This is a genomic window from Pseudalkalibacillus decolorationis (assembly GCF_024609785.1).
GTDB classification, from domain to species: Bacteria; Bacillota; Bacilli; order Bacillales; family Fictibacillaceae; genus Pseudalkalibacillus; species Pseudalkalibacillus decolorationis.
Map to the genome: position 1 here is coordinate 52127 of NZ_JANHJQ010000023.1, position 26783 is coordinate 78909.

Annotated in this window: 25 protein-coding genes and 1 pseudogene; 2 read left to right on the top strand and 24 right to left on the bottom strand. The window is 38.3% G+C overall.

Annotated elements, in window-relative coordinates; genetic code table 11:
- Positions 1–49: 49 nt before the first annotated feature.
- The 5 genes from NON16_RS18890 to NON16_RS18915 all read right to left on the bottom strand — a co-directional run bounded on the left by NON16_RS18890 (position 50) and on the right by NON16_RS18915 (position 4852).
- A complete protein-coding gene (locus NON16_RS18890) occupies positions 50–481 on the bottom strand; it encodes an NUDIX hydrolase (RefSeq protein ID WP_257350982.1) in 432 nt (143 codons plus the stop codon).
- A gap of 381 nt (positions 482–862) precedes the next feature.
- Entirely contained in the window at positions 863–1390 is a 528-nt protein-coding gene (locus tag NON16_RS18895; protein WP_257350983.1) for a cupin domain-containing protein, read from the bottom strand.
- A gap of 129 nt (positions 1391–1519) precedes the next feature.
- Positions 1520–2269 carry an alpha/beta fold hydrolase gene (locus tag NON16_RS18900; RefSeq protein ID WP_257350984.1) on the bottom strand — a complete coding sequence of 250 codons (750 nt, stop codon included), beginning with the start codon at positions 2267–2269 and terminating at the stop codon, positions 1520–1522.
- Positions 2270–2546: 277 nt separating this feature from the next.
- Complete coding sequence (locus NON16_RS18905; RefSeq protein WP_372508849.1) at positions 2547–2816, bottom strand: YciI family protein; 270 nt, start codon at positions 2814–2816, stop codon at positions 2547–2549.
- Between the two features lie 506 nt (positions 2817–3322).
- Positions 3323–4852, bottom strand: coding sequence for a malate:quinone oxidoreductase (locus NON16_RS18915; protein ID WP_257350985.1), 1530 nt, complete (start codon positions 4850–4852; stop codon positions 3323–3325).
- A 317-nt stretch (positions 4853–5169) separates the two neighbouring features.
- On the opposite strand from NON16_RS18915, the gene NON16_RS18920 reads away from it, so the two are divergent.
- Positions 5170–5403, top strand: a complete 234-nt coding sequence (locus tag NON16_RS18920; protein WP_257350986.1) for a tetratricopeptide repeat protein — start codon at positions 5170–5172, stop codon at positions 5401–5403.
- 191 nt (positions 5404–5594) lie between these two features.
- On the opposite strand, the gene NON16_RS18925 is transcribed toward NON16_RS18920, so the two are convergent.
- The 17 genes and pseudogenes from NON16_RS18925 to NON16_RS19005 all read right to left on the bottom strand — a co-directional run bounded on the left by NON16_RS18925 (position 5595) and on the right by NON16_RS19005 (position 23416).
- A complete protein-coding gene (locus tag NON16_RS18925; RefSeq protein WP_257350987.1) occupies positions 5595–6089 on the bottom strand; it encodes a DinB family protein in 495 nt (164 codons plus the stop codon).
- 595 nt (positions 6090–6684) lie between these two features.
- Entirely contained in the window at positions 6685–7350 is a 666-nt protein-coding gene (locus NON16_RS18930; protein ID WP_257350988.1) for an HAD-IIB family hydrolase, read from the bottom strand.
- A gap of 51 nt (positions 7351–7401) precedes the next feature.
- A complete protein-coding gene (locus NON16_RS18935) occupies positions 7402–8349 on the bottom strand; it encodes a LacI family DNA-binding transcriptional regulator (protein WP_257350989.1) in 948 nt (315 codons plus the stop codon).
- A 36-nt stretch (positions 8350–8385) separates the two neighbouring features.
- Positions 8386–8691, bottom strand: a complete 306-nt coding sequence (locus tag NON16_RS18940) for a hypothetical protein (protein ID WP_257350990.1) — start codon at positions 8689–8691, stop codon at positions 8386–8388.
- 245 nt (positions 8692–8936) lie between these two features.
- On the bottom strand, positions 8937–9320 hold the full coding sequence (locus NON16_RS18945; protein WP_257350991.1) for an ATP-binding protein: 384 nt from the start codon (positions 9318–9320) through the stop codon (positions 8937–8939).
- A gap of 94 nt (positions 9321–9414) precedes the next feature.
- The gene (locus tag NON16_RS18950; protein WP_257350992.1) at positions 9415–9909 is read right to left on the bottom strand and encodes a GNAT family N-acetyltransferase; all 495 of its coding nucleotides are present in this window, start codon (positions 9907–9909) and stop codon (positions 9415–9417) included.
- 202 nt (positions 9910–10111) lie between these two features.
- Positions 10112–10672, bottom strand: coding sequence for an AAA family ATPase (locus tag NON16_RS18955; protein WP_257350993.1), 561 nt, complete (start codon positions 10670–10672; stop codon positions 10112–10114).
- 23 nt (positions 10673–10695) lie between these two features.
- Complete coding sequence (locus NON16_RS18960) at positions 10696–11136, bottom strand: ASCH domain-containing protein (RefSeq protein ID WP_257350994.1); 441 nt, start codon at positions 11134–11136, stop codon at positions 10696–10698.
- A gap of 129 nt (positions 11137–11265) precedes the next feature.
- Positions 11266–11520, bottom strand: coding sequence for a hypothetical protein (locus NON16_RS18965; protein WP_257350995.1), 255 nt, complete (start codon positions 11518–11520; stop codon positions 11266–11268).
- A 598-nt stretch (positions 11521–12118) separates the two neighbouring features.
- Complete coding sequence (gene ppsA / locus NON16_RS18970) at positions 12119–14734, bottom strand: phosphoenolpyruvate synthase (RefSeq protein ID WP_257350996.1); 2616 nt, start codon at positions 14732–14734, stop codon at positions 12119–12121.
- A 174-nt stretch (positions 14735–14908) separates the two neighbouring features.
- Positions 14909–15292 (bottom strand): VOC family protein, encoded by a 384-nt coding sequence (locus tag NON16_RS18975; protein ID WP_257350997.1) that lies wholly within the window; start codon positions 15290–15292, stop codon positions 14909–14911.
- Positions 15293–15419: 127 nt separating this feature from the next.
- The gene (locus tag NON16_RS18980) at positions 15420–15695 is read right to left on the bottom strand and encodes an ArsR/SmtB family transcription factor (protein ID WP_257350998.1); all 276 of its coding nucleotides are present in this window, start codon (positions 15693–15695) and stop codon (positions 15420–15422) included.
- Positions 15696–16016: 321 nt separating this feature from the next.
- A pseudogene (gene ltrA, locus NON16_RS18985) lies at positions 16017–17833 on the bottom strand (group II intron reverse transcriptase/maturase).
- Between the two features lie 792 nt (positions 17834–18625).
- The gene (locus NON16_RS18990) at positions 18626–19057 is read right to left on the bottom strand and encodes a cytidine deaminase (protein WP_257350999.1); all 432 of its coding nucleotides are present in this window, start codon (positions 19055–19057) and stop codon (positions 18626–18628) included.
- 328 nt (positions 19058–19385) lie between these two features.
- Positions 19386–20093: a DNA alkylation repair protein gene (locus NON16_RS18995; RefSeq protein WP_257351000.1), complete on the bottom strand. Its 708-nt coding sequence runs from the start codon at positions 20091–20093 to the stop codon at positions 19386–19388.
- A gap of 590 nt (positions 20094–20683) precedes the next feature.
- Positions 20684–22051: a hypothetical protein gene (locus tag NON16_RS19000; protein WP_257351001.1), complete on the bottom strand. Its 1368-nt coding sequence runs from the start codon at positions 22049–22051 to the stop codon at positions 20684–20686.
- A gap of 810 nt (positions 22052–22861) precedes the next feature.
- Positions 22862–23416, bottom strand: coding sequence for a glycine/betaine/sarcosine/D-proline family reductase selenoprotein B (locus tag NON16_RS19005; RefSeq protein WP_257351002.1), 555 nt, complete (start codon positions 23414–23416; stop codon positions 22862–22864).
- A 363-nt stretch (positions 23417–23779) separates the two neighbouring features.
- Between NON16_RS19005 and mleCBF the strand changes: the two genes are divergently transcribed.
- Positions 23780–24622 (top strand): CBF family alpha/beta fold macrolide esterase, encoded by an 843-nt coding sequence (gene mleCBF, locus NON16_RS19010; protein ID WP_257351003.1) that lies wholly within the window; start codon positions 23780–23782, stop codon positions 24620–24622.
- A 114-nt stretch (positions 24623–24736) separates the two neighbouring features.
- Here mleCBF and NON16_RS19015 read toward each other — a convergent pair whose 3' ends face one another.
- Positions 24737–25561 carry an inositol monophosphatase family protein gene (locus NON16_RS19015; protein WP_257351004.1) on the bottom strand — a complete coding sequence of 275 codons (825 nt, stop codon included), beginning with the start codon at positions 25559–25561 and terminating at the stop codon, positions 24737–24739.
- A 408-nt stretch (positions 25562–25969) separates the two neighbouring features.
- Entirely contained in the window at positions 25970–26350 is a 381-nt protein-coding gene (locus NON16_RS19020) for a VOC family protein (RefSeq protein ID WP_257351005.1), read from the bottom strand.
- Positions 26351–26783 lie beyond the last annotated feature (433 nt).

Consider the following 26783-nt stretch of genomic DNA (forward strand, 5'->3'; position numbering starts at 1 on the left):
AAAAGGTGATTCAATCTTCAACAATCGCACCCTATAGTTGAAGAAGGGTTCACCTTATTTTCAATGCCTCTTTCAAAACTAATATAGAAAGTTCATGGTCATTAATTACATATGGTACTTCCTCAGGTTCAACCCAAATTCGGGAAGTAGTTTCATTTTCACGACGGAAGGGTAGACACTCTTCTATAGCCATTCTATAAAACACTTGATAGCCAATAAAAGGATATTTCCCACCAGGAACAAATAAAGGATTATTTTCGTGGCTTACTTCAATGGCTCCTATATACTGAACTTTTCCCTTTACATATCCCTCTTCAAGTGCTTCTCTGTGAAAAGCTTCCTCTTGAGTTTCCCCTTTGTCTATATGCCCTCCTGGAATATTAAAACCCCTTCCATTTACATGTACTAAAAGAATGTTTCCTTGACTAAAACAAAATCCATGAACACTTGTAACATTTTTAGAATCGGATAAATCTTTCATTGGATACCATGTAAGTTTGACATTATGTCCACCCCAGCTCACATAAATCTGGTTGTTCATATAATCTTCCTTTCAATTCACACAAAACTTTTTGTATATAAAATTACTTATTTCTTCAGCAAAATCTTAGCTTTTCAATTATATTTAATTCTACTTTCTTTATAAATCCCCCCTTTAGCTCATATAAATGTTTTTATGGTTTGGAACATAAAACCTCCCATTTATTAATTTTGATAGTCGATACAACTCTTTTAGACAATAATTCAACTAGTACGCTTAATAGAACTTATTCTATAAATCAACTCATGGGACTACTACACGTTTCCGATTTTCGACTATTAAAGATCTACTTTCAGCACATCATCTATGATCATCTGTGGCTTAAATTCGATACCCGATTCCACGTGCCAGTCGTGCCAATCCCCCGAATACTGTCCTTTGTAAGAAGATTGGAGGACCTGCTATATATCCGTCTATACACTCCCATGCTATCCCCAACCATAATGGATTCAGAGGTACTCCTTTGGAATTTACTCTGTTTTCTTCTGTTAATTTATGTATGAGCTTGAACATGTTCCAATGACTCCCTGGTGGTCGAATTTCATGAATAGCTATTAACCGATCTTTACTGTCGTTCCAGAATTGATGCACCTGCTTGGGAAGAATCTTAATATGCTGACCAGGACCAAGAAGCTCCTCCTTTCCATCTACTTTGAAGCGCATTTTACCTTCCTTAACCGTGAATGATTCCGTGAGAATCGGATGCCAATGGGGACCGTTTATAGCCCCCTGTTTCATCAGCAAATGTTCAACTATTAAATACTCCCCGTGTTTGTCTGTGCCTCGGTCCAGAAGAGTAATTGTTGTTCCATCCGGATGAACTAATACCTCTTCGATAGAGCTAGACATTTGAATCACCCCTTAAGTCTAGTAGATGTTGATACTGCTAAGTTCGTTCATTTTCCTTAAATTGTTTTTGTATGGTATTGTCGACTTGCATCCCCTCCTGCTCTATTCTTTTGTTAGTAATAATCAGTATTACTTTGTTATCATCTCCAACATTTCTTTTATTGAATTTATAACTGCTTCTGGAGAGTCAATGTGAATGGCATGTCCAGCATTTTCAACAATTATATGTTTACTACGGGTAGATAAATTAGCAAGGTCCTTTTGAAAGGACATCCAAGCATTCATAGATTCATCAGTATGATGGGGTTGGTTACCACCTGTTACAACAATAAGTGGAATATGACCAAGGGAGCCGGACCTGCGAACTTGTTCAAGACTTTCTTCAAACTCACTAAGTGAACCTTCGGCAGCAAAACCACTAAAATAATCGTCTCGAACTTTATCCGAAAACAATGGAGGCAATACTTTGTTTTGGTCCTCGTGACAAGAATCCAATAAGATGACTCCTGCTATCTCTTCAGGATATGTATTTGCGAATAGCCTTACATTTAATCCTCCAAAAGAGTGTCCAACTAGCACATAAGGGGGTTTAACATTAGCATTTTGAAGTAATGTATGAAGGTTTTCGACTGACTGTTTGCTATGTCTGTATCTTTGATCTTTTTCACTTTTTCCAATTCCTGCTCTGTCATAAATAAACATCCTAGCAAACTCTGAAACTTCATCTCTAATAGAGTTCCAATTAAATAATGACCAAGCATAACCAGAATCAAATACGAAAGTAGGTCCGTCGTTTTTATCACCTAATAGCTCACAATAGAGCTTAATACTTCCAATATCTACTTTATGACCGGCTTCACTCACTGTGGTTTTACTCATATCCATTCCCTCCGAATCGGTTATAAAATTATTTTCTTACCTTTACTTCAATACTGGAGGAAAATTACCTGCTACAAAAAAAAATCGGTAGATGTAAAACTGTCAACCTGACTCGATTCCTTATTAAAATAATGGTCATTATTTGCAGCACATAAATATCAAAACCCCCGAATTTAGACAGATACCTTTGATTTTGAACCTTTTTTCATCGATTGACAAAAAAGGATTCCGTTATTGAACATTATCGCCCGTTAGTTAATTTTAGCAATTATATAAACTACGCTTCCTTTTGACTTAAATGGGTAAGTACATCATCAATAAGGAAATTATTTTCTAGAGTAGCTTCTTCTACCTTTACTATCTTTCTATCAATGTAGTAGTTAACTTTTGATAATGGGTCATTTTCTACATATTCCTTAGCTTTATCATAAGTTGGTGCATCAACAATCATTAACGCTTTACCATTCACACAAGGACCACAAAATGGTAAAACCCCTATTTCATCTTGTACCTCTCCAAAGTTGTGCTCGATCATCTTGCGGGTCATTGTTTCCAATTGCGATTTTTTCTAACTCATTAACGAATTTTGCTCCATATGAAGAACTTTTTCGAACTCATTTACACGATTTTGGCTTTCATCAACCGTATGAAGGACTTTTCTTCAACTTACTTACGGAATTTTGGCCTTCATTACCCACATGAAGGTCTTTTCTCCAACTCATTTACGCAATTTTGGCCGTCATCAAACGCATGAAGGTCTTTTCTCCAACTTATTTATGCGATTTTAGCTTTCATCAACCCGAATGAAGGACTTTTTTCCAACCCTCTTATGAGATTTGTTTTTTATATTTTAGTACATTGCTTAAAAACCTCATTGACTTATGATACGGTTCGCCTTAGCCCCTCTAACTGCGAATTTCAAAAAAAGAACCTTCAATCCAAAGATAGATCAAAGGTTCTGGGTTTTCTATTTTTTTTCAATCATTGTCTTTTCAATCTCATCATCATAGAAACGATTGTCCATTAATGAAAAATATTATTTAAACTTGTCATTCAATACGTTGGTTTCTCATCCAAAGAATTAATGAAAGACGGCTCCTCTTCGTTTAGACCAAGCATCTGCGCTGTTGAAGTAAGAATTTCTTGGAATAGCTCTGGGTTGTCCACTAGAGACACGTCATAAGAAGGAATCATTTCTTTTACTTTCGGCTCCCACTCATTCATATGTTGCGGGAAGCATCTTTCTAGTACCTCAAGCATGACGTGAACGGCAGTAGAAGCACCCGGAGAAGCGCCGAGCAATGCAGCAATAGAACCGTCAGCGGCACTCACAACTTCCGTACCAAACTGTAGTGTCCCTTTCCCACCAGACTCAGTATCTTTGATAATTTGAACACGTTGGCCCGCTGCCACGATATCCCAATCCTCGCTTTTGGCGTTCGGAATAAACTCGCGTAATTCTTCCATGCGCTTTTTCTTCGATAACATAACTTGCTGGATCAGATATTTTGTCAATCCCATCTCTTTTGCGCCTGCAGCTAACATTGTGAAGACATTATTCGGTTTTACAGAACCTATCAAATCAAAATTCGAACCAGTTTTTAAAAACTTAGGTGAAAATCCAGCGAACGGTCCAAACAGCAATGATTTTTTGTTGTCGATATATCTTGTATCAAGATGTGGAACAGACATTGGAGGCGCACCGACCTTCGCTTTACCGTACACTTTTGCCTGATGCTGCGCCACGACTTCCGGATTGTTACATACCATGAATAGTCCGCTTACCGGGAATCCACCAATATGCTTTGATTCAGGAATACCGGTTTTTTGTAGTAAAGGCAGACTTCCACCTCCGCCGCCGAGAAAGACGAATTTTGCAGTATGGTATTCGATTTTACCGCTATCGATATCAAGTACTTTCACTTGCCAAGAGCCGTCGCTATTACGTTTAATATCCTGAACACTATGCTTGTAGTTGATCTCGACAACTGTATTCTTTAAGTGGCTAAACAATAAGCGTGTCAATGCCCCAAAATTGACATCCGTTCCAGAGTCGATTTTTGTTGCTGCGATCGGTTCATTCATTGTACGGCCTTCCATGATAAGCGGAAGCCATTCGATCAGTTTTTCAGGGTCATCGGAATATTCCATCCCTTGAAACAGGGGATTGTTTGTAAGCGCTTTAAAACGTTTTTTCAAAAACGTTACATTTTCTTCCCCTTGTACTAAACTCATATGTGGTAATGACATGATAAAGTCCTGCGGATTACGAATCAGATTTCTGTTTACAAGATACGACCAAAACTGTCTTGAAAGCTGAAACTGTTCATTGATTTTGATCGCTTTACTAATATCGATTGATCCGTCAGGTTTTTCGGATGTATAGTTAAGCTCGCATAGTGCAGCATGGCCCGTACCCGCATTATTCCATTCGTTAGAGCTTTCTTCTCCTCCTTTTGCGAGTTTTTCAAACACTTTGATTTCCCATTCCGGTGCTAATTCTTTCAAGAGTGTCCCTAAAGTCGCACTCATGATTCCGGCGCCAATTAAAATGACATCTGTTTTCATTTCTCTGTTGCTCATTTTTACCAACCTTTTCCCCTGGAAATTTGCAAAAAAAAGATATAGCATCACACAAAATTAAAGTGCGACCTAGTCACACACATTTTCTGTCCCAATATAACCATTCCATAGTATAGTACAATTATTTATAAATTACTCTATCTACTATTATATGATAATTATACGTTATTTTAAAGCTGTTAAAAAGTAGAAGACGTTCCTAAAGTGCTGCATGTCATAATTAATACTCCACAGAAATTATAAATATAATGAATACCGTTACCATAAGCAGGTAGAAAACAATGGGGGAGATTAAAAAATGAAAGCACATTTAGCTTTTGGGACAGTATAAAGAAGCAGTTGAAATACTTAAACGTGGTGTGACAAAGTTTCCTGAACATCGTGGTCTACAAATCTTTTATTCTATGGCTCTGTATACAGAGAACTATAATGAAGCAATGAAGATCGTTTTGATGAATTTGATAGAAACCACGACTGATGAAACACTTCAATACTTCAAACGAGGGATTTCTTACTATGCACAGCACCTCGATGAAACTTGGGATTCTTAAAGGAATAATAATTAGTAAGTAAAACCAATATTTAAAAGCAGTGGTATTCTTCAAGGAACTCCACTGCTTTTTTCAATTTAACCAATGTTGTTCAACTAACCTCCCCTTAGCTTAAGTGTAATTCTTCACAATCTCCTGTTGTATGGTTTGTTGGTAAAAACTAATTCCTTGAAATTAAACATGAAGCTTTTTTAAAAGCTGCGTTTCCCAGGCCAAGCTCCTTGCATTTTACTAAGGAATACAATTTGCCCAATATGATATGCGTCGTGCATTGCTAAACTCTTCAGTTCAAGCACTAATGAATTATCTTCTCCTGGGATCTGTCTATACAAATCTTCATGTTCTGATTTTGCTAGTATTTTTCCAAGTTCACGATGAACATAAAAGTATTCTTGTTTTGTTTCCTTCCAATTTTCTAACGTCTCAGTTGGTAATCGAAATGTAGATTCATTATTTTCTGCCTGTGGTTCATTCGCTGTTTCACCAAGAAATCGCATCAGAAATCTCTTTTCATAGAAAAGTAAATGACAAACTAATTCCCAAATGGAATTCATTGTCCCATCAGCTGGTTTCCAAATTGCCTGTTCAAAAGTAATATCCTCTAGCACTTTTTCAAGTGGTAGAAACCAGTCTTCTTCATCTAAGCAGCTTGCCCATTGTTGTAACAAAAGTGTCTTTACATCCATTTTCTATTCCCTCCAATTTAATCCCTTTAATAGATAATCCCTTTGGTCAAAATTCATTTGCGGCGTGTTGTTCTGGCATAACTTACAATTTCAAGATGAACCATCTAATTACCTTCCTTACTCCACAATCGGACAGTTATATATAGTATCAGTAACAAAACATTGATATGGTGCACCCTTTATCATTGTTTACATGTATTCATAGAATAGGCGTTTAAGGACTTGACTTGGAGCCTCTGTGGGTACGATTTGTCTTGAAAGGCTGAAGCTAAGGTTTCATCAGGCAAACGAGCCTATCATACCCACCTCTCCAAGTAAAGTCCTATCGTTGTTTACGTTGAAAACTATAATTATTTACTATATATAATGCTTCTACAAAGATACAAATTTGGCATTTTTCATATCTTTACTTACGTTGAATACGGTGGAAAATCATACTACATATAATGGTCCTTTAATGGAATAACTTTATTATCACTTAACAAGTTCTTAATCCACAAGAAAAACCGAAATCCCTTCTTTATAGAGATAGGAAATCCGGTTAAACTTTTTTATAAACAGTTCAACTTTATTTCAAAGCCACATCTTTCTCTTTTTATATTAATGAAATGCCCTTAAGAGCATTGTAAATTCCATGTTCATTGCAACTATCTGTGATTAAATCGGCTTTCTCTTTAACTACTGTTTCAGCATTTCCCATTGCAACCCCAATTCCTGAAAGTTCCATTAGTTCAATGTCGTTGAGTCCATCTCCGAAAAAGACAATATCTTCGCGCTTAATTCCATTTTCTTCGGCGATTTTCAAAATGGTTTTTGCTTTCGATCCTTCTATAGGAATGACATCTACACCAAATTTGTGCCAACTCACATATCTGAATTCTTTGATAGCGTATTTTTGAAGATCTTCTGGCTTGCAGAAAAGCATAGCTTGAATAACTGGGTTTTGTTTCCAATACATTTCATCAAAGTCAGGGAGGGTCCATCCTAAACTATCGTAAGCTTTAGTTAACGACTCTCCAGGTTCTTCGAAATGTCTTTTTAATCCGTTCGCTGTTTGAAACACAATCTGATCATTGTTTTCCGTTACAATTTCAATTAGTTTCATAATAGATTCTTTTGATAATATTACCTCATGCTCTAATTCATGACGGACATATCCTACTGATCCATTACATAAAACGTAGGTATCAATTTCAAGCTCGTCAACGATCGATTTTGCTGTTGCGTAGTTCCTTCCTGTCGCAATGCCGATGGCTTCCATGTTTCAAAAACACAAATTTTATCTATGTTAAACACCACCAAAGATGGGGCTTTAAACAGAATCTCTTTCCACAATGCGATAAGGTATTTTTACTTTTTCTCTAGATTTCTTTATCACTAGGCTACAAGCTTGTTCACCGATTTTCGTTAACTGGTGATCCACTGTAGAAATCCCCATACCGATACCAATTGGTTGATTTTCTTGACCAATGATTGCTAAATCAGTAGGGATTTTCAATTGTTGCGACTTAGCATATAAATACATACCACCAGCCACTTCATCTCCATTCGCATAGATAGCTGTTGGTCTTTCCAGTAAATGCAGGAATTGCCCCGCTGCTTCATATCCGTCTTCTAAGCAGTGACAACCTGAAATATGATATTCAGGTTGAAGTTCACCAAAAATCTCATTATAAGCATCAATCATTTGCCTCGTGCTATTGCTTTCTAGCCTAGCTGTTGTGAAAGCTACCGTATAATGCCCTTTGTTTTTAAATAATTGAAAGGCATCTAGATAAGAAGAATAGCGGTCCATATAGGAACATCCAATTTCCTTGTGCTGCGTATATTCACAAGATACGATTGAACCATAATCGCTATACGAAATGATCGTTTCCCAATCATTTGCTCTTGAAGTGATAATGATGCCATCATACAGCTTGCTTTTTAATTTTTGCAAATACTCCACTTCTTTTTCTTTACTATAATTTGAAGGAAGTACCGTAATCGAAAAATCATTCTCTATTGCCTTGTTCAGTATACCGTTTAATATTTGATCAAATGCTGGGTTGTTGTTATATGGGAGAATAACGCCTATTGTTCTTGTTTCTCCTCGAATTAAATCAATCGCATTTTTATTTGGTGTATATTTCATTTCTTCAATAACTTTAAGAACAGACTCTCTTTTATCTCTAGCAACATACTTATAATTGTTTAGAACTCTAGAAACAGTAGAGACGGATACACCTGCTAATCTTGCAATATCGTGAATATTTGTCATAACATAGCTCCTACATATACTTGATGTCAAGGAACCCTACTCATTTACACTCAATTGTTGAAATTTATTCATAAAATTAAAGAGGTTTCCATTGTATGTCCATCTTACCGTAATCCTATGTTTTCCTACAATGAGTGTAGAATGTCCAATATCTCTCAATTCTTCTTCAAACCAGAAAGATTCTTCCACATTTATTAGTCTATTGGTTACTAAATATATTCTTTTATTGGTTAAATACAACTCTCCAAAGTAGACATTCTGTGTTCCATCAAAGCATTCAAATAATCCTGTAAGGGTAGATAGTACATGTTCATCTTGTTGAAGGCTAATTTTTCTGTTCATCTTTCTTCCTCCTTTAGTTGAAAAATGAGATTACTTTCACTCTAATTTATGAAATGCATTTCAAGTCAAGGGAAAAAAATTAAACATAACCTCGTTTTTAAAAGCAGATACACTGAAGCTGAATAAACTTTGGTTAAGTACTAAATTATCCATTCTTCAACTAACCCGTTAGCTCAATAAAGAAAAAGAACCACCGAAGCCAATTGTTTTACTCTTGCCTTCAATAGTAAGTTAGGTGTTACATTCTACTGTCTTATTTCCCCAAAAGTGATTTTCATACTGGGGACGTATATTAAAGAGGAATCCATGTTAAATACTTGTGAAAGGATACTGGTAAAACCTTTATTATGAAAATGTGCAAGCAGATCCAAACGATATTTTTGAGAGCAATTGGAGTTACAAAGAATGAGATGAAAATTAGTCTGATTAACAGCATAATCAACAATTGTTTGGGTGATGGCGTACTTGATAGTATTAGGCCCTTGTTTTGGTAGTAAGGTTTTGTAAAAGGTGTTGATGAATTCTGCATGGTTATCTTGGTCAATTACAAGTGAGTTGTTCAACTGCTGTTCTAAAGATTTAGCAAATATAGTTTTCCCGCTGTGGGTTTTACCGACTGTAATAATCACTAACCTTTCATCAACGCACCTCCATACTCAAAAGTTCAGATTGATCTTTGGTGTATGCGTTGTTACTATACATTCAACTGTTCGTATAACAAAGCTATTGACCAGCAAATAAATTATACCGCCAATCATTACACCGCATAAAGTTACCTGGAGGGTATTCGAATTCGCATTCTGAGATTAATTTGAAACCAAGCTTCCGACAAATTGCGTGGATGTAGCTATGCTGGTTCTCTCCAGATGCCTCATCTATTGCCAACTTCACTGCAGTTGTCGCTATTCCATTCCCTTGAAATGAAGGAAGGACACTCCAGCCAGTTTCATATACACTCTCATCATTCCAAATCGTTTGCCAATAGCCGACAGAACCTACTGATTCTTGCTCTGGTAACAAAGAAATGCTGAACATACATCCTTTACTACCCAGTTCAAGATACCGCTTGTGTCGTTTCAAAATCTGTTTATTACTCTCCGGACCTCCAATATGTTGCATCATCTTCGGAGCATTAATACGAAACAGCAAATCAAGGTCTTTATCTTCCCAAGGCTTAATCTGAATAATACGGTTGATACGTTCTGAAATTTTCATCATCCCCCTTACTAATTCCATTAAAACTTACAATACATTAGGAATTCTAGGAGAGAATGCTTGAACCTTTATTTGTATGTTATCCCCAAAGGTTACACAATAAAGAAAAAAGAACGCCGCAGCCGCTCGCAATTTTTTACTCTTGCCCCAATAGTGAGTAAAGGTTCAAATTTTTACTTTCTTATTTCCCTATACTTCTAACTACTCATAGATTTTGGTAAATATTAACAATTATTCGAGTCACGGGTTGAGCTCCATCACTGTTTTTAATTTCAAATAAGTGATCTGCCTCGCCATCTATTGGTGCTTTTACGTCACTTTTAAGGGACCCCACTTGTTGACGATTAAGCACTTCCTCAAAAGTAGAAGCACTCCTAAATATTGTTGTACTTCGATGACTGTTAACAACTCGCCCTTGAAGAATATGTTCTGGAATATCAAAATTAACAAGAATACTGATAAATCCTTTATTATGAAAATGTGAAAGCAGATCCAAACGGTATTTACGAGAGCGATTTGAGTTGCAAAGTATGAGATGTAAATTGGTCCGATTAACAGCATAATCAACAATTGTTTGGGTGATGGCGTACTTGATAGTATTAGGCCCTTGTTTTGGTAGTAAGGTTTTGTAAAAGGTGTTGATAAATTCTGCATGGTTATCTTGGTCAATTACAAGTGAGTTGTTCAACTGCTGTTCTAAAGATTTAGCAAATATAGTTTTCCCGCTATGGGTTTTACCAACTGTAATAATCACTAACCTTTTCATTAGTATAATTCCATTATTAAAACTTATGGTTTTAATTTTTCTTGTTCAACATATTCCCAAAGTCCTAACTGTCCTTTAGCAGATATTGGCTTGATCTGTATTACATCCTGTAGTTCCCAAGCAAATCTTCCCTCACTAAAATTTCCAAATGTATATTCATCGGCACTTACCATTTTTCCATTATCTAATAAAGAGCCTGTACCCATATCTTCAGCAACATTTAAACAATCCGACAAGTTAGATGTTGCTATAATGCCACCTACTGGAAGATTATTTTCAGTAAATCCATGCTTTTTTAATATAGAGCGAAAAGGTTCTATCCTACAAATCTTTTTGTCTATCTTTTTGCTTGCATGAATAGCCAATTCTCCACGATGTTTTGTCCTCCAAGACCTCGTTTCAAACCGCTTCTCACCAATACTAATGAGAGTAGCCCACGGCTGTATGATTGAAAGCACTTTCATTTCTCACTCACCTTTCCAACTCAATATATTCTCTTAACAATTTCCACCGGTTTTCTTCTTTTCTCCACACGAACATACATTGAGCGGAAAAAGGTTCTCCATTAATTACATTGGTTTCCCTTCCTAAAACTACGCATTCCACTCCGTTTTTTCGTTTCGTAATCGAAACAGGTTCAAACGTTTTTTCCGCATTATCCATCTGCTTAATACATTACTAAGATCATAGTCATAATAATACGGGTCAGGCTTCTCAATGCTAGAATGTGCCCAATATCCTACAAATTTTTCAGACATATGAGCCCTGATCCCGTCACCATTTTTGCTGACAAAACCTTTATTCCAAGCCTTAAAATAATCATTCAATACTTCTTGTATACCATTCATTTTCCATGCCTCCACATCATTCAATTTCTCTTTACAATTAATCTAGTCAGTAGGTAATAAACAGGAATCAAAATTATTATGTAGATGCCAAAATTAAACAAGAACAACCATAAATTAAAATCACTTTCGAATAAACTGTAATCCAAATTGATCATTTTATAAACAAGCTCTGATAAGGCGTTTGCGATAAACATGGAAATAACCAAAACTAAAAACTCCCTCAAATAAGCACCTCACTTACTCAGCCATTTTGGCCAAATTATGTTTCGACCATCTTCTATATGTTCCATAGATTGATGACATTTCCTTTTAATGGTATAAAGGTATTAGAAAATTATAATTATTTTTAGGGGTTGAGGAGTTGAGATTTAATTTTAAAACCTCAAACAAGTGTACCCTCGTTCTAAATTTAGGACGAGGGTAAATTATAGTTGTTTAATTTTTGATCTAAGATACCTCACTGTACTTAAAAATATAACAATAATGTCGTTTAAATCTATATGTTACTCCGCACTAGCGTTCGTTAGTTGAACAAAAAAAACTTAAAACATAAAAATGATTATTCTTTAACAAAAGATTACTGTATGGTATTCAGCTATTACAATATTTCAATATACCCTTCTGTTCCATGCACGCGAATTCGTTGCCCGTCTCTTATCAGTTTGGTAGCATTTTCCACCCCGACAACTGCTGGTAAGCCATATTCACGTGCGATAACTGCTCCATGGGTCATCAGTCCACCAACTTCGGTGACTAAGCCTTTTATGGATACAAACAATGGTGTCCAGCTAGGGTCAGTAAAGGCTGTGACTAATATACCTCCATCTCCTAGATCAGCATCTTCCATGTTTAAGATGACACGTGCTCGTCCCTCTATAACTCCGGAAGAAACAGGCAGACCTGCAATAGCTTCGGCTGGGAGATCTTCTCGTTTGTACTCACCTACAATGATTTCACCATCAGATGTAATAACACGTGGGGGAGTTAGTTTTTCATATAATTTGTATTCGTCTTTTCGTTTGCTGATGATCTGGAAATCTAGTTTATTTGTGCGTACCACTTCGTGGAGTTCTTCAAAAGTGAGATAGTATATATCTTCTTTTTCATGAATAACGTTTGCTTGTACGAGTTGTTCGGCTTCTTTCAGTAAAGCTTGCTTATAGACGAAGTAGCGATTAACCATGCCGTATTTTGGATATTCCCTAAACCCGCTGAAATTCCGGATTAGGTCGATCATTCGTTTTGTTTCTTTGGCTTTTTGTTCACCATCCGGTAATTGCTTCAATCGATCTAATAACTCTTGTTCTTTTTTAAAAGCTTCCTGTCGCCCTTGCTCAAATTTCCGATTGCTGGCATGAGGCTCAAAGTTTTTGATATTACTAAGAATCACGGGGACAAGTGTAGTTGGTTTTTCGCTCCAACGAGTTTTAGTAATATCGATTTCTCCTGGACAACGCATTCCGTATTTGCTGAGATAATCATAGATAGCGTCTTGGGTTTCCTGTCCACCATCAAACTTAGCCAGTTCATCCAAAAAGTTATCATCTTTTACATGTTGTAAATAATCAATTACTTCTGGATAAGGACGAATCACATCTGCGACATCCAATAGCGCCAGACCCATTTCCGAAGTAATATTGTTTGGTACAGATTGTGAAAGCGTATCTGCTACGTTTTTTTCACCCAACCACTTGTTCATTTTTTCATTGATCCATGATGAAGCATCCATAGCAGCCATAATCACACCCAAACTTTGTGGGTCAAATAAAATCTTCTTTAATTGTTGGATATCTTCTATAATAAAATCAAATAAATCCGGTCCTGATTTCGTTTGGATATTATGCTTTAACTTTTCTATTGATGTTTGACTACTCTTAATCAAATCAGAAACGATTGTCGGATCGTTTTCGATTTGTGCTTGAAAACCCGCAGAAGACATACCTTTATTGCTTTTAACGGGACTCTGTTCTTTTTTATCATTTGGTAACGATTTTATAAAATCTTCTCGCTCTATTATGGTCATAAGTGCGTCTTTTATGAGCGGATCGGATTGTCCCAGGGTATCTAATAAAATTTCTCTGCTGTCAGGTGAAGCCAGCCTTTGTGTAACATCAACAAACAACCTTCCACCAGCTTTACGCATGGGTGCAGGAGTAGTTAACAGGAAAAAAGACAATCCCAATGGTTTCATGGGGTCGGTCATCATTTGTTGATGACCAACAGATACATAAACGTGATTTTCTTGATCATTCGCTTCAGGGATGGGGTATAAAGTAGTAATTGGACGACTCTGAACAATATAAAATGTATCATCAACCAAACACCATTCGATATCTTGTGGGCAACCAAAATAAGCTTCGATCTGTCTTCCGATGCGTGCCAGTTGTAAAATTTGTTGTTCAGTAAGTGTTTGAGTCTTTTGCTGATCCGGATCGATCAGCTTTGTCTCTGTTCCGCCTTCTTTTCGTCCATATATAGCCAACTTTTTGGTAGAAATCGTCTTCTCCACAATCCTACCTTCCCGCACTTTATAATTATCCGCAGACACTAAGCCAGAGACAAGTGCCTCACCCAGCCCAAAACTGGCATCGATTGATAGCAGACTTCGATTGGAAGTAATCGGGTCAGCAGTAAATAAAATTCCTGAAGCCTGTGGGAAAACCATCCTTTGAACGATGACAGATAAATAAACTTGACTGTGGTCGAATCCGTTTTGTATACGGTAGATTACCGCGCGATCCGTAAATAGGGAAGCCCAACATTTGCTGATGTACCGCAAAATGGCTTCTTTTCCGATGATATTTAAATAGGTGTCTTGTTGACCAGCAAAAGAGGCATGTGGTAAATCTTCAGCTGTCGCACTAGAACGCACTGCATAAGCATGTTCATCACCAAACTGGGAGAGATAGTGAGTAACTACTTTCACAACATCGGAAGGAATTTCTACTTCCACAATGATTTGTCGAATTCTCCTGCTGATTTTATCAATTTGATCTCGATCTTCTACTTTTAGCATTGTTAGTTGATTCAACAATGCGTGGAAGGCTTCGTTTTGTTCGAGGGCTTTTTGATAAACTTCTGTCGTCACACAAAATCCTTCTGGCATTTGTATTCCATGAATCTTCGAAAGTTCCCCTAAATTCAACCCTTTTCCTCCGACAAGCATAAGTTGCGTTCTATCAATCTCTCGAAACTCTAGTACAAATGGTTTCATTTCTTTCCCTCCCATTTATCGATCAATACCAAGACGAATCATATGACAAAAATTGTTCAGAAATTCCAATATTAAAAAGCCCAATTTCTTAAAATTGGGCTTTTTTCGTTACCCCATTAAAGCGCCGTTTAATGGAATAACCTTAATTCCGAAGCAATGCTCATTAACCGTTAGTTACTTCTGCGCTATCTGAATAAGGTTGCCGCATGTATCGTCGAAGACAGCTATTGTGATTTCGCCCATTTCTGTCGGCTCCATAGTAAACTTCACGCCGTGTTTCATTAATCGTTCGTACTCTTTGTGAACATTTGCAACGCCAAACATTGTTACTGGGATGCCTTCTGCAAATAACTTCTTTTGATACTCTTTGGCGGCCGGATGGTCATTCGGTTCGAGCAAAAGCTCGGTACCGTCTTCATCATCGGGAGAAACAAGCGTTATCCACCTAAATTCTCCGGTAGGAACGTCATGCTTTTTTATAAAGCCCAACGTTTCTGAATAAAACTCTAATGCCTTGTCTTGATCTTCTACGAATATACTGGTAACAATGATTTTCATATTACTTTTGCCTCCTTTGATATTTGCAACGTACAGTGCTCTACTAAAAATCTGGCTGCAAGCAGCAAAACAACCACACATTTCGTCAGAAGTCCTGTTCCGATTTTGTTACTTATTTTTTATAAAATTACTCTATCCATCTTTTCAGCAGGTTTTTAAGTGGTTCGTTGTTGAACATAAGTACTCGATATTTCCCCTTTCGTTTTGATTTTACGAGCCCTGCATCTTCCAATGCAGAAAGATGTTTAGCTATCGCTTGTCGCGAAATGGTAAGGTCGTGCTTCATAATGAGACGTGCCGTAAGTTCATACAACGTCAGCTCGTTTCGTTCGGATAGTTCGTCTAATATAATCCGCCGAGTCGAGTCGCCAAGTGCTTTGAATATAGCGTTTCTTTGTCCCAATTCATATATCTAGTATAAGCAACCCTGTGGTTCCTTCTCAACCAAAGCAATTGTAAGGTTGCGTGACAAGGGAACCATATCATGCAATCTTTTTCTTCAACAACCTAAGTTCACTTCATCAGCTCAAATAGGTTTGTTCAATTATCTGGCCCTTTAAAGCAAAAGTAGCGCAAGTCTTATTATAGTGATAGGTAGGCTTTTGAAGTTATCGCCAGCTTTTCCCCCACTTCACACCGTACAGGCGAGTTTCCCAGCATACGGCGTTCCAACTAATCCAACTCATTCAATATTTTTATGTAGATGCAGAGATGAAATGTAGGATCAGATTACTTCGTTCAGACATTGCTTGCGCAATTTATTAACTTCTATGAGTTGCTTTTCATTTAACTTGAGTAAGTTTAAAAGCACTTGTATTTTCTCATAATTTCTCATATGAATGAGGTGATGAACTGATTTTTGCAGTATCATTAAATTTCCGTATGAATCATCTTTTGTGAGATGGTATGGTGTTTTATGATGACAATGCCAATCGTTCAGTCCTAATTCAACTCCTGTAATAGAACATTTCCCGTATTGTGCGATAAACCGGCTAATACGATTATCGTTGTATTCGATGGAACGGCTCGGTATAAATTGTTTCATCACATGAGCGAGTGTTTGTTTATTAATCGCCCGCTGGTTTTGATGAATTTTATTTCTACCTACGGTAGTATAGTTACAGATAGTTTGAGAGAAGTTTAGATTCACCTTACAGCGTTGGGCATGAATTGGGACAAGTACCATTTCTTTTATTTTATAAAGCTTACATTCATATCCCTTATACCGTTTCTGTAAGGATTTTGCGAAGTCCTGAAACGTAGCTTCTTTTCTCATTTCTTTTAAACGATTGTATAATGCTCTATGGAGACGATAGCCCAGCTCATTTAAGTCTATTGTGATGTGTGACGCTGCAGAATAATAATTCTGTATACCCATTATGACCATATTAAATCGCCAAACGTTTTCGGCTTTTTGATGTTTCTGAATTAACTTTATAGCTTGTTTTACCTTTATTTGCGCATTTCTAAGTGCCTTTCTTGTCATATGTGAACGAGCTACATAGAGTGTTCTTTTATTCGTCTTCTTCCGATGTGCTTTAATGCGAAAGCCTAAAAACTCTGATGAGTTTTTCTTTAGGTTAACTACTTTCGATTTTTCCTCACTAATTTCAAGCTTAAGCCTTGTTTGAAGGAAATCTTTTACTGCATAATGCATTTTAATCGCTTGTGAACGAGTTCGACAAAGCATTTTAAAATCGTCTGCATATCTCACGATATAGCAATGTTTTAAATTCGATTGTTTCAATGCATTATATCTGCCAGTATGTGATTTATATAGCTTTCGAGTTTCGAAACTTTCCCATTGATTACTAACCCACCAATCTAGTTCATTTAGTACGATGTTAGATAAAAGGGGTGATAAAATCCCCCCTGGGGTGTTCCTTTCATTGGGAAGCCTTCCCCAATAATTTCAGCTTTTAAAAGACGCGAAATAATGGAAAGCAGTGCTTTATCACGAATGCCTAGTGACCACATTTGTTTTAATAATTTGGCATGATCTACATTGTCAAAGAATCCTTTTATGTCAACATCTACACAATGATATAAGCACGCTCGATTGATGAGCGTTTCAAACCTCGCTTTCGCATGATGTGTATTCCGATTTGGTCTAAAACCATAGTTATGTTTATAAAACCTTGACTCACAAATAGGCTCCAGCACTTGTAGGATACACTGTTGGAACAATCTATCCCAAATAGTCGGAATCCCTAGAGGACGTGTTTTTCCATTTGCCTTAGGAATGAATACCCGCCGAACAGCTTGGGGTGTATAGTGTTCAAACATTCGTTGTATCGTCGATATGACCTCTGACACAGGTAATCGCTTTATATCTTCAATCGTTAATCCATCATATCCAGCCGATTTACTGCCGGTATTTCGTTTAATATTGCGATAAGCTAACCGAATATTTTCATCGGATTGCATTAAATCGAGTAATCCATAAAAATTTTGACCATTAGCACTTTGAGCATATAAAGAATCAAAATGATATTGCATACCATAATACTCATTGTGCCTCAGCTTCTTTCGTTTTAACAAGTCGGTTGCTCCTTTCGGAGCTGAACCTCTATTAGTCTTACAAGAACCTTATTAATCGTTTAAGAACTGTCTTGCATGGTTGAATGAATCTTTTATTAGTCTAGTGGCTATCCCTCCACGTTCATTACACGCTTCGACGGTACTGTACCACCACTTTCACTGATATGAAGAAAAGTTATACAGTCGCTATTCTCACGATTATTTTCCTTTCCAACGCTTCACCGAGAGTAAGCTCTCCACGTTATCAGCTTACAACGTTGAGTTACATCTATTCTGAAACAAACTTAGGTGCTTCCTATGAGCCTGTTAGCATTGCATGTGCCTGTAACACAAGATGGACTTTTATATTATTGATTCTTACTCATCCACAGCTAACCCTACATTTGGTAGTAAATACATTTCTATATAATGCGCGTCTAGACCCGTACATTCAGAAGTTCGTCAGCAATACAGTATCTTATTGTATTTACATTGCATTCTCACCATATCTGTTCAACCCAAACACCATGATCTACACCACCCCATCAGGTAGGCTTTCGTCAGCCGGACTGTTACGGTAAATTCTCATGCCTATTAGCCGAGCTTATAACACACCCTTTTCTTACTAAATGGCGTGCTATTCGACGCAGGGAGAGCCTTTCGGAACGTTACCTCCTCATTCGACTCCTCGACATAACCCTTCAGTTTTAGAAATATAAAACTGCCTGACCTTTATCGAAATTGTGTGACCACATTTCATTTGAGTCAGGAACATTTCGCACCAATTCTTGCGCCCGATTGTTTAAAGAGGTATTATTCAATATCACTTTTATATTTTTCAGGTATTAACCCCATTACATTACACTTAATTAATTCACCGTTATAGGGAATGATTACATCAGTATCCTTTCCATAATCACTTATTAGCTCTCGACACATACCACAAGGTGCAACTACCCAACATTTTTCTATATCTTCGTCAGGATGTGGATGAGCCACCGCTACAATCGTTTCAAATTCGTGATCTCCTTCAGATATTGACTTCCCAATAGCCATTGCTTCTCCACATACCGTTATTCTTCCAACATTTGCTTCTACGTGTACTGCTGAAAAAATATTACCAGATGCTGTTCTAACTGCTGAACCAATGTGATGCCGACCATATTTATAATTTTTTTCAATTACTTTTTCTGCTTCCCTAATCAATTCAAAATCGCGGTCATCTAAAGGTCTCACTTCTAACATTACTATTAACCTCCTTGGCGGTTCACCTTTATCTATTTATTCAGTTAAATGACCCTTTAGCTGAATAAGAAAAAGAACTTTTGTAGTTAAAGCTTTTTAAAACTTGAAACTACTAAATTCCCAAAACTATGAATATCTTTTATATGGTCAAAGCCTTCATTTCTATATGAATATAAGCACAATTGTACATCCTAACAGCAACTGCGTTTAATTTAGGATTACTGTACAAACCAGAGATCCCATAATTTGGTATGATCCCTCTGGAAACTTTAACAAAAAGAGCGTCAATCCTCCTTCTTGGATCAACACCCCGATGCGAAGCTAATTTTTAACATCTTACATATTTACGTTTGAAACCAAGCCTCCCTCTATCAATTTCTTTTTGAATACTTTCGTAAGCGTTTAGGAAACTGCTTTTTTTCTTGTCCCGTTTGACTTCTACTATTCCTACTTCCTTTGCAGTCTCGACTGCCTTTTCATGTAGCGGCAAATATGAAATCCCCACGGTGTATAGAAAATTATTCATAGCGGATTTCGTTCGTTCTGGCGAATCATGAATCGTATTTTTCACAGTATCAAGCATATTGGAAATCTTGTTTTCAGAAAATTCATTGTCTAGACGATTCCCTAAAAGCCAGCAGTAGCAACTCCAGCCCGCTGACATTCTCAGCTCGTCACCGCTTGCAATCCATTTATCAGCAACATCTTGTGCAATATCTGACTCAGATAAAGTTACTGCCACTACAAAATCGGACAACATATAAAAATACGCTCCATCCATCCAGCGATCAAAATCCGACTCAGTCATGGCTTTTGGGTCTGCAATAATGCCTGCAAAGTACATTGCATCATAGTTACCTGTGGCATAAAGCTTTTCAGCTAAAGGTTGATTTATTTTTATTTTCTTTGCAATTGGTTTCATAGCACCTGTAGCCACGCCAAAAATCGGTTCGTGCGCTCCGTTGGATATGTGCATTTTTTTAGATCGTTCCTTACCGAGGGCTTCAAGCTCCTGTATAACTGTTTCGAAATCCATAGTTTTGCACTTCCTTCCTTAATATTACACCTATTTAATTGTAACCAACTAGTTTATATTCTTTATCAAGTCTTCCATACTTCTCAATTTTACCATTAATCTTATTCAAGTATTCTGCCACGTTACTTTAAGTACATAACTTCACAATCTCTATTTTCTGAATCCTCCCACGACTAAAGCCGTGGGGTTCGAATACGCAAGACCTTCTTCTAAACCGGCAGCTACAGTCCGCCCCGTACGGATGCTTAGCATTTAGGGAGTTAGACACTAGATCTCACTTCTATCCGAACGTTCGCAGTCCAAGCAACCTCTGTTGCCATTACCGACTGCTTCTTTCTGCTCTCACGAGCTCGGTGGGATCACACCGCTTCGTTGATCCTTGACTATGGATGGACGAGAATCCCTGAATTCATAATTATCTTGTTTTGGGTGAAAATCTGATTGACGATCTGATCATGGTTCCGCTTAAAGAGGGGATACGTTTCACGGCAGCGTTGTTGTACAGGTCGTGTCCCTGTTTGATTGGCATTCATCAAAAGAAAGGCGGCATACAAATCCCGTTGAACGCAGGAGCCGTCTTCAAACGGATGTCAACGTTGCGCTAATGGCTTTTTGATGTAGGTACAACGCTGATGGCAGTATTGACTGGCTTTGAAGGTGTGGGTTTGGACATGGGTAAACGTTCCTCCAAGCCGTTTAACTTTTTGCTCAATGATCTGGACGAACATGGCAGGTGCCCGGTGACCTATACTTTTTCCGAATCGTTTCTTCCGTTTCAATTTACCGGTTTTCTCCGAAACTTCTGTTTCCTTTTTCCGTTTTTGGAGGGCTTTAAAATGCATCGCCTCGATGTAGAAACAATGACCCAAGCTTAATAAAAAATTGGTTAACTGGTTATGGGACTGTTTCCGGACGACCCTTTGCTTCCGATTACACTCTCTTAATCGAGTGCGAAGATGGTGATAACGTTTGGAGTAGGTCCAGGTTTTCTTTCCTTTCTTGACCGTACCATTTTCATGGTAGTTTTCTGGATTGGTGGACCGTTTGGATCGGTCCATCCTGCGTTGAAGCAAACGAATCTGACGAGAGAGGGGTTGTACCTGATCCGCTAAATTCCATAAACCTGCCTTGGTTAGGGAGGAAACGGCTAGGCTTGAGGTTCCAATATCTAACCCCACGGGTCCCTTTCCAAGTGTTTTGGTTTTGGTCGGTGGATATCCACCAATGACAAGATCGGCAAAATAACGGTTCTTTCCACGGATCACTTTTTTAACTATACGGACGTATTTCACACGATACGGCTCAACCATTGTGATTGGTTTGCCCTTTTCCATTTTCGTGTAGGAGAAAGAGAGTTGGTTTTCAAGTTGAGAGAGAATGGTCAAGGCATACTCGTCGTTGGGTTGGATGCATAAAGGTGTGGAGAGGTCTTTGTAGACAAGGTGACGATCGACATATCGCCAGCCTGTCTTGTTCGTTTTTCCTTCCAGGCTCACCATCTCCCCTTTTCGAATGAATCGGACCTTGGTTGCTTTCCCGAAGAGCTTCTGACGAAAAGCGAGCCACGCACGGGAGGCGATTTTTTGGGCGACTGCGGCATTAACTTGATTGCCAAAGTGTTGTCGGATGGATTTAACCCATTGATGGGCGGCATATTCCGTGAGTTGGTGCTTTTCGCGAAGCTGGTTCAACTGCATGGATACGTTCTTTCGTTCTTCTATTAGAGTAGGATTGTATTGGTCCGAGCCAAGCTTTTGACGGATTCCTTTTAATTGACGTAGGCATCGTTTATACGCTTTTTCACGTTTGTACTGATGTTCTCGCTTGAGATACATTCCGAGTACCGTGTTATAGATGACACGACAAACTTCTAATTCCCTTTCAAGGATGGAAAATAATCGTGGGTCCCGTTCCAATTCAAGTGTGAAAACAAAGCTTGGAGATTGACCTTTCGCCATTTCTATCCCTCCTTAAAACGAACAAATGTTCCTANCCCGTTCCAATTCAAGTGTGAAAACAAAGCTTGGAGATTGACCTTTCGCCATTTCTATCCCTCCTTAAAACGAACAAATGTTCCTATAACCAGGATACTATAAGAGGGAGGAATTAACAATAGGTGGAGGTCATTTATTTTTAGAGAGATCGAATTCATCCCATCACAAAAGCGAATGGGCTATCTTCGATTAACTTCTGTAAAATAAATATCAAAATTAACTTCCGAGTGTTATTCAATTATCTGGCCCTATCCACAAAGGAAGAGCGCACTTCTTATTCCAGATTTGCGCCCTTCGTCAATTAAGTTAGGTTTAATAAGTTTTAACTAAAAATACTAATGAAATAGAAAAACCTCTTCCCGACAATCTAATTAAATCGCCTATTTACTTTTTAAGTATTTGCTTTTTTAAGGACAAACACGCCATGACTCTTCAATTATAACTTGTTGTCCTGTAAGCTCAACAACATCTTGTTTAGGTATTGCAATTTTTATCAATTCTGGGAAATGAGCATTCAGGCTTTTAACTGGTACCTGTGATCATTTCTCCCTTTTTTGCTTTGCTTAAAGCATCCAGGCACTGCAGAAGGGCAGAATATTGCTCCTTTTTTTGGTTGGGCCGCCCTATTGGATTTCCCAATTTGCGTGAAAAATGTACGGATCTGGGGACTCCCAACGCCATTGTGGTTTCCGGCAATAAAGTGACCGTTACCGTTGAAATCCCTGCCCTTTCTAACTCGCGTGCAACCAGTCCCACGGACCGGTGACAGTGGGTTCAGGCCGGGGTAAGAATAGCGAGGTCCACCTGATCTTCCGCCAGGCTTCGCGCTGCTTCCGGAGCGGTCATTTCTACCAGCGCAGTCGGATCGTGAATCCCCCCCTGAAAACTGAAATGACGAGGAGCCACGTTTCCTATCTTCCCCTCTTGCTCCAAGCGGTGAAGAGTGCCTAAGGGAAACATGACCTCCAAATCCATTTTTACATCACTATGATCATAAAATAAATGACTGATCACCGTTTCATCGGGGGATGCGTCGGAAGGGATGATACGATAGGAGCAATCCCCTTTGGGGTCACTCAAATCAAAGGGGGGTTGGCTTTTTAAGATAATCCCCCCGGAGGTGACAAGTGCAACCCGACTTTCCTCTACAGGCTTTTTCAACGGAGTCCAAGGTATTTCCCCATGCCATTCCCTGCCCAATTTCACGCTGATCCGATCCGCGAAGCCCGGATATTTTTCCGCCAGTCTATTGATTAATTTCGATTGGGCAAGATTAAATATGAGTCTTTTGCCAAGGCCAACTTTTGAAGAAGAATGTATTTTACCCATTCGTTCTGCCTCCTTTTTGTCTTTTCACCCTTATGACGAGATAAGCGAGAGTATTGTGACAAAAAAATACCGTATTCAATTGGAGAATCGCCAGTTATATGAATAGAACCATAACGATGTCATGTTCATTACTTTTCAGATAACACAAGAAAATTTTGGCACAAGAGAAAATGCCCCTATGTTATAGTAATAAATATGATGTTTCCCGTTTTATATAACATTTAAAGGAGGCCACGTCATGATTATCAAGTGGGTTCGACTACGATAATTAAAGGGGCAGGCCAATCATACTCCTGCAAGAGTTTATTGATCTGCGCCTTAGGAACGGCGATTTGATAATAAACGATACGGAGGTAAAAAAACATGAAAGAACAGATACTGAAAATAAATAAAGTGGATATATGTACAGAAAGTTTTGGGAATTCTAAGGATCCTGCTGTGCTTTTGATCATGGGATCAATGTCTTCATTAGATTGGTGGGATGAGGACTTCTGTCACCGACTCGCTGAGCAGGGGAGGTTTGTCATTCGGTACGATCATCGGGATCTGGGACGTTCAACCATTTATGATCCTGGTACTTCCAACTATACAATAACGGACATGGCTGACGATGCTGCAGGTGTCTTGGATGCTTATTCCATAGAGCAAGCTCATATCGTTGGAATGTCTCTAGGCGGTATGATCGGCCAGATTCTTGCCTTGAGATATCCGGAACGCGTGATGACTCTTACACTAATTGCATCTAGTGTATTCGGGACCGAGATGGAAAAACTGCCTCCAATGGATCAAAGAATACTAGATTACCATGTGAAGAGTTCTTCCATAGATTGGGCAAATCATGAGGCAGTCATTTCCTATCTTGCGGATGGATGGAAAACTTTAGCTGGTTCCAAACCTTATGAGCAGGAAAGAATGTATAAACTGGCGGAAAGGGAGGTTGACCGTGCCAAACAGCTACCGAGCAGATTTAATCATGCCATGCTGCAAGGCGGAGATGATTATTTCGATAGAATGGGTGAGATAAGCGTACCTGTACTCATTATTCACGGTACGGAAGATCCAGCTCTACCATTTGAGCACGGGCTTGCACTTGCGAAAGCCATCCCTCATGCTGAATTAGTGCCTCTTGATGGATCAGGGCATGAGATTCATAGCGAAGACTGGGAGCAAATTATAGATTCAGTTGTAATGCTTAGTTCACGATAAAAGAATATGTGGAAAGAAGCAGCCGTTACGTAAGACGGCTGCCTTTTTGTACCGTTTTCACTAATGTTAATAGCTCTGTTTAATTTAAGGAGAAACAATGATAGATAAATAATCCTAATGGGTTCTGGCGCTTGTTCTACTCCATGTGGAAATAATCTGCTGGAGTTGTCTATGTAATACTGGAGGAGCAGCACAAAAACTATACGTTTCTGTCGATTTCGTCAAAGGACTCCTATAGTCGATCGGATGGCCAAAAAAATCGGTATAGACAGCCCCTGCTTCTTCAATTAGTATCTGCTGTGCCACATTGTCCCAAATCTTGCAATTCTGATAAAGAAATCCGCCGTACACTCCCTTCACCATCATCGCGGCATCAAAAACACTACTGCTTGTTTGCACACCTCTGGAGGCTAAGATAATCTCTGCCAACAATTCACATTCTTTTCTCGTACTATTCGGATCTTCTTGATGCCCCTCTACTCCATAAGCAATCAAGACTGAAAGCAATTCCTCCTCATCTTGTACCTGCACGCGTTGCTGATTACAGTGCGCTCCTTTCCCTCTTTCAGCAGTATAGATTTCGTGAAAGGCAGGAAGCGCGAAACCACCAGCTATGGGTTCGTGGTCTTTGAGGAGTCCCAGCATACAGCCATAGAGCGGACTAGCCTGCGCAAAATTACTTGTTCCATCAACAGGGTCAATGACCCAGGTATAGGGTGAATGCTTATTAACGATACCTGTCTCTTCATCGAGAATATTGTGGGTCGGATACGTCCGTTTGATCTCCTCGCACATCAGCCTACCTATTTCTATATCAGCCTCAGTCACAACCTGGCGCGTGTCACCATCCTTTGTTGTTGATGTTACCCTTCCAAAATGATCAAGCGCCATTTTGGAAGCATCAGCGAGCGTCTTCATTAGAAACACTTGATAATCCATCCATTCCTTCCTTTCTACTTCCCCTACGTCACACTGGTAAGCATTGTTTCGCTGAGCGATTCCAACCCATCACGGGGATTCACGTTATCGGTTTACATATTGTACCAGACTCATAAAACCATTACTTTGTTTTCGAAATTGAAACCATAACATAAATCCAAAGGAGGAAGCTGGAGCCGGCTAACTTCCCCGAAACAATGAGAATCTAATTACTGCACTAAACCGCCCGATTGTTGAATAGCATGACTGGTATTGTTAATAAAACTAATTTATTGTTACTTAATACCTGCAACTGAATATGGGAGCTGACTATTCTTGTCAGCCCCCTAGGCGTAAAATGATAGTCGTTCAGTTTTCGGTTCTCCAATAGGTAAGCAATAGTAGAGCGTTAGTCCATCTATAAACGAATTATTTTCTTTCCATTACAGCAAAATAATTTTCTTCATTGTCTGCAAAGTTGAATACTCTACCAGTAGGCATATTTACAATTTCCCCGACTGTGATATTTTTATTTGACAAGTCGCTATATAATTCATCGAGATTTTCTGTAAAAAACATTAAAGAAGGTGTACCAAGATTTAATCCAGGTGACATTTTAGCGACGAATTCCTTATTGTGCAGAATAATGCTTGTTTCCGCACCCTTTGTTGGAGCTATTTCGATCCATCTCATTCCCTGTCCGTTATTTTCTTCAGCAATTACACTAAATCCTACTTTGTCTGTCCAAAAGTCCACTGCCTCATCTTGGTTATTGACATACAACATAATTTGACCGACTTTACTCATCATAGACTTTTCCACCCTTTTTATAGAATGTGATAAGTAATTATTCGAGTTCGTTGTTTCCAATTCCTTTTTGCAATTTAGAATATCTATACAATAATAGAAGGCTTCCAGTGCTAATAAATGATTTAACACAAGCACTTTTATGGTACTAAAAAGCCGATTGAATGTAATACCTTCTAGACCAATTTTTTTGTGAATTAATCCTGCTTTAGTAGGTTAAATATGGTCTCTTACATTTATTACCTAGTGAATAGTCAGTGGCCATTGATAAAAATAATCTTTATAAAATAAGTTAGCAATAGGTAAGCATTTGAAGTCATCTCCAGCTTTTCCCCTGCTCCGCACGAAGCATGCTAGTTTCCCGGCACTTCGCGGTCCATCTACCGATGTATAATAGATTATAAGTTCTTCGTTACTTTAGACGTGAGATGTTTCT

Bases quoted from the DNA above. Each gene is read 5' to 3' on its own strand.
- NON16_RS18890 (WP_257350982.1), bottom strand. From the start codon at position 481: ATGAAAGATTTATCCGATTCTAAAAATGTTACAAGTGTTCATGGATTT.
- NON16_RS18895 (WP_257350983.1), bottom strand. From the start codon at position 1,390: ATGTCTAGCTCTATCGAAGAGGTATTAGTTCATCCGGATGGAACAACA.
- NON16_RS18900 (WP_257350984.1), bottom strand. From the start codon at position 2,269: ATGAGTAAAACCACAGTGAGTGAAGCCGGTCATAAAGTAGATATTGGA.
- NON16_RS18905 (WP_372508849.1), bottom strand. From the start codon at position 2,816: ATGACCCGCAAGATGATCGAGCACAACTTTGGAGAGGTACAAGATGAA.
- NON16_RS18915 (WP_257350985.1), bottom strand. From the start codon at position 4,852: ATGAGCAACAGAGAAATGAAAACAGATGTCATTTTAATTGGCGCCGGA.
- NON16_RS18925 (WP_257350987.1), bottom strand. From the start codon at position 6,089: ATGGATGTAAAGACACTTTTGTTACAACAATGGGCAAGCTGCTTAGAT.
- NON16_RS18930 (WP_257350988.1), bottom strand. From the start codon at position 7,350: ATGGAAGCCATCGGCATTGCGACAGGAAGGAACTACGCAACAGCAAAA.
- NON16_RS18935 (WP_257350989.1), bottom strand. From the start codon at position 8,349: ATGACAAATATTCACGATATTGCAAGATTAGCAGGTGTATCCGTCTCT.
- NON16_RS18940 (WP_257350990.1), bottom strand. From the start codon at position 8,691: ATGAACAGAAAAATTAGCCTTCAACAAGATGAACATGTACTATCTACC.
- NON16_RS18950 (WP_257350992.1), bottom strand. From the start codon at position 9,909: ATGATGAAAATTTCAGAACGTATCAACCGTATTATTCAGATTAAGCCT.
- NON16_RS18955 (WP_257350993.1), bottom strand. From the start codon at position 10,672: ATGAAAAGGTTAGTGATTATTACAGTTGGTAAAACCCATAGCGGGAAA.
- NON16_RS18960 (WP_257350994.1), bottom strand. From the start codon at position 11,136: ATGAAAGTGCTTTCAATCATACAGCCGTGGGCTACTCTCATTAGTATT.
- NON16_RS18965 (WP_257350995.1), bottom strand. From the start codon at position 11,520: ATGAATGGTATACAAGAAGTATTGAATGATTATTTTAAGGCTTGGAAT.
- ppsA (WP_257350996.1), bottom strand. From the start codon at position 14,734: ATGAAACCATTTGTACTAGAGTTTCGAGAGATTGATAGAACGCAACTT.
- NON16_RS18975 (WP_257350997.1), bottom strand. From the start codon at position 15,292: ATGAAAATCATTGTTACCAGTATATTCGTAGAAGATCAAGACAAGGCA.
- NON16_RS18990 (WP_257350999.1), bottom strand. From the start codon at position 19,057: ATGTTAGAAGTGAGACCTTTAGATGACCGCGATTTTGAATTGATTAGG.
- NON16_RS18995 (WP_257351000.1), bottom strand. From the start codon at position 20,093: ATGGATTTCGAAACAGTTATACAGGAGCTTGAAGCCCTCGGTAAGGAA.
- NON16_RS19000 (WP_257351001.1), bottom strand. From the start codon at position 22,051: ATGGCGAAAGGTCAATCTCCAAGCTTTGTTTTCACACTTGAATTGGAA.
- NON16_RS19005 (WP_257351002.1), bottom strand. From the start codon at position 23,416: ATGGGTAAAATACATTCTTCTTCAAAAGTTGGCCTTGGCAAAAGACTC.
- mleCBF (WP_257351003.1), top strand. From the start codon at position 23,780: ATGAAAGAACAGATACTGAAAATAAATAAAGTGGATATATGTACAGAA.
- NON16_RS19015 (WP_257351004.1), bottom strand. From the start codon at position 25,561: ATGGATTATCAAGTGTTTCTAATGAAGACGCTCGCTGATGCTTCCAAA.
- NON16_RS19020 (WP_257351005.1), bottom strand. From the start codon at position 26,350: ATGATGAGTAAAGTCGGTCAAATTATGTTGTATGTCAATAACCAAGAT.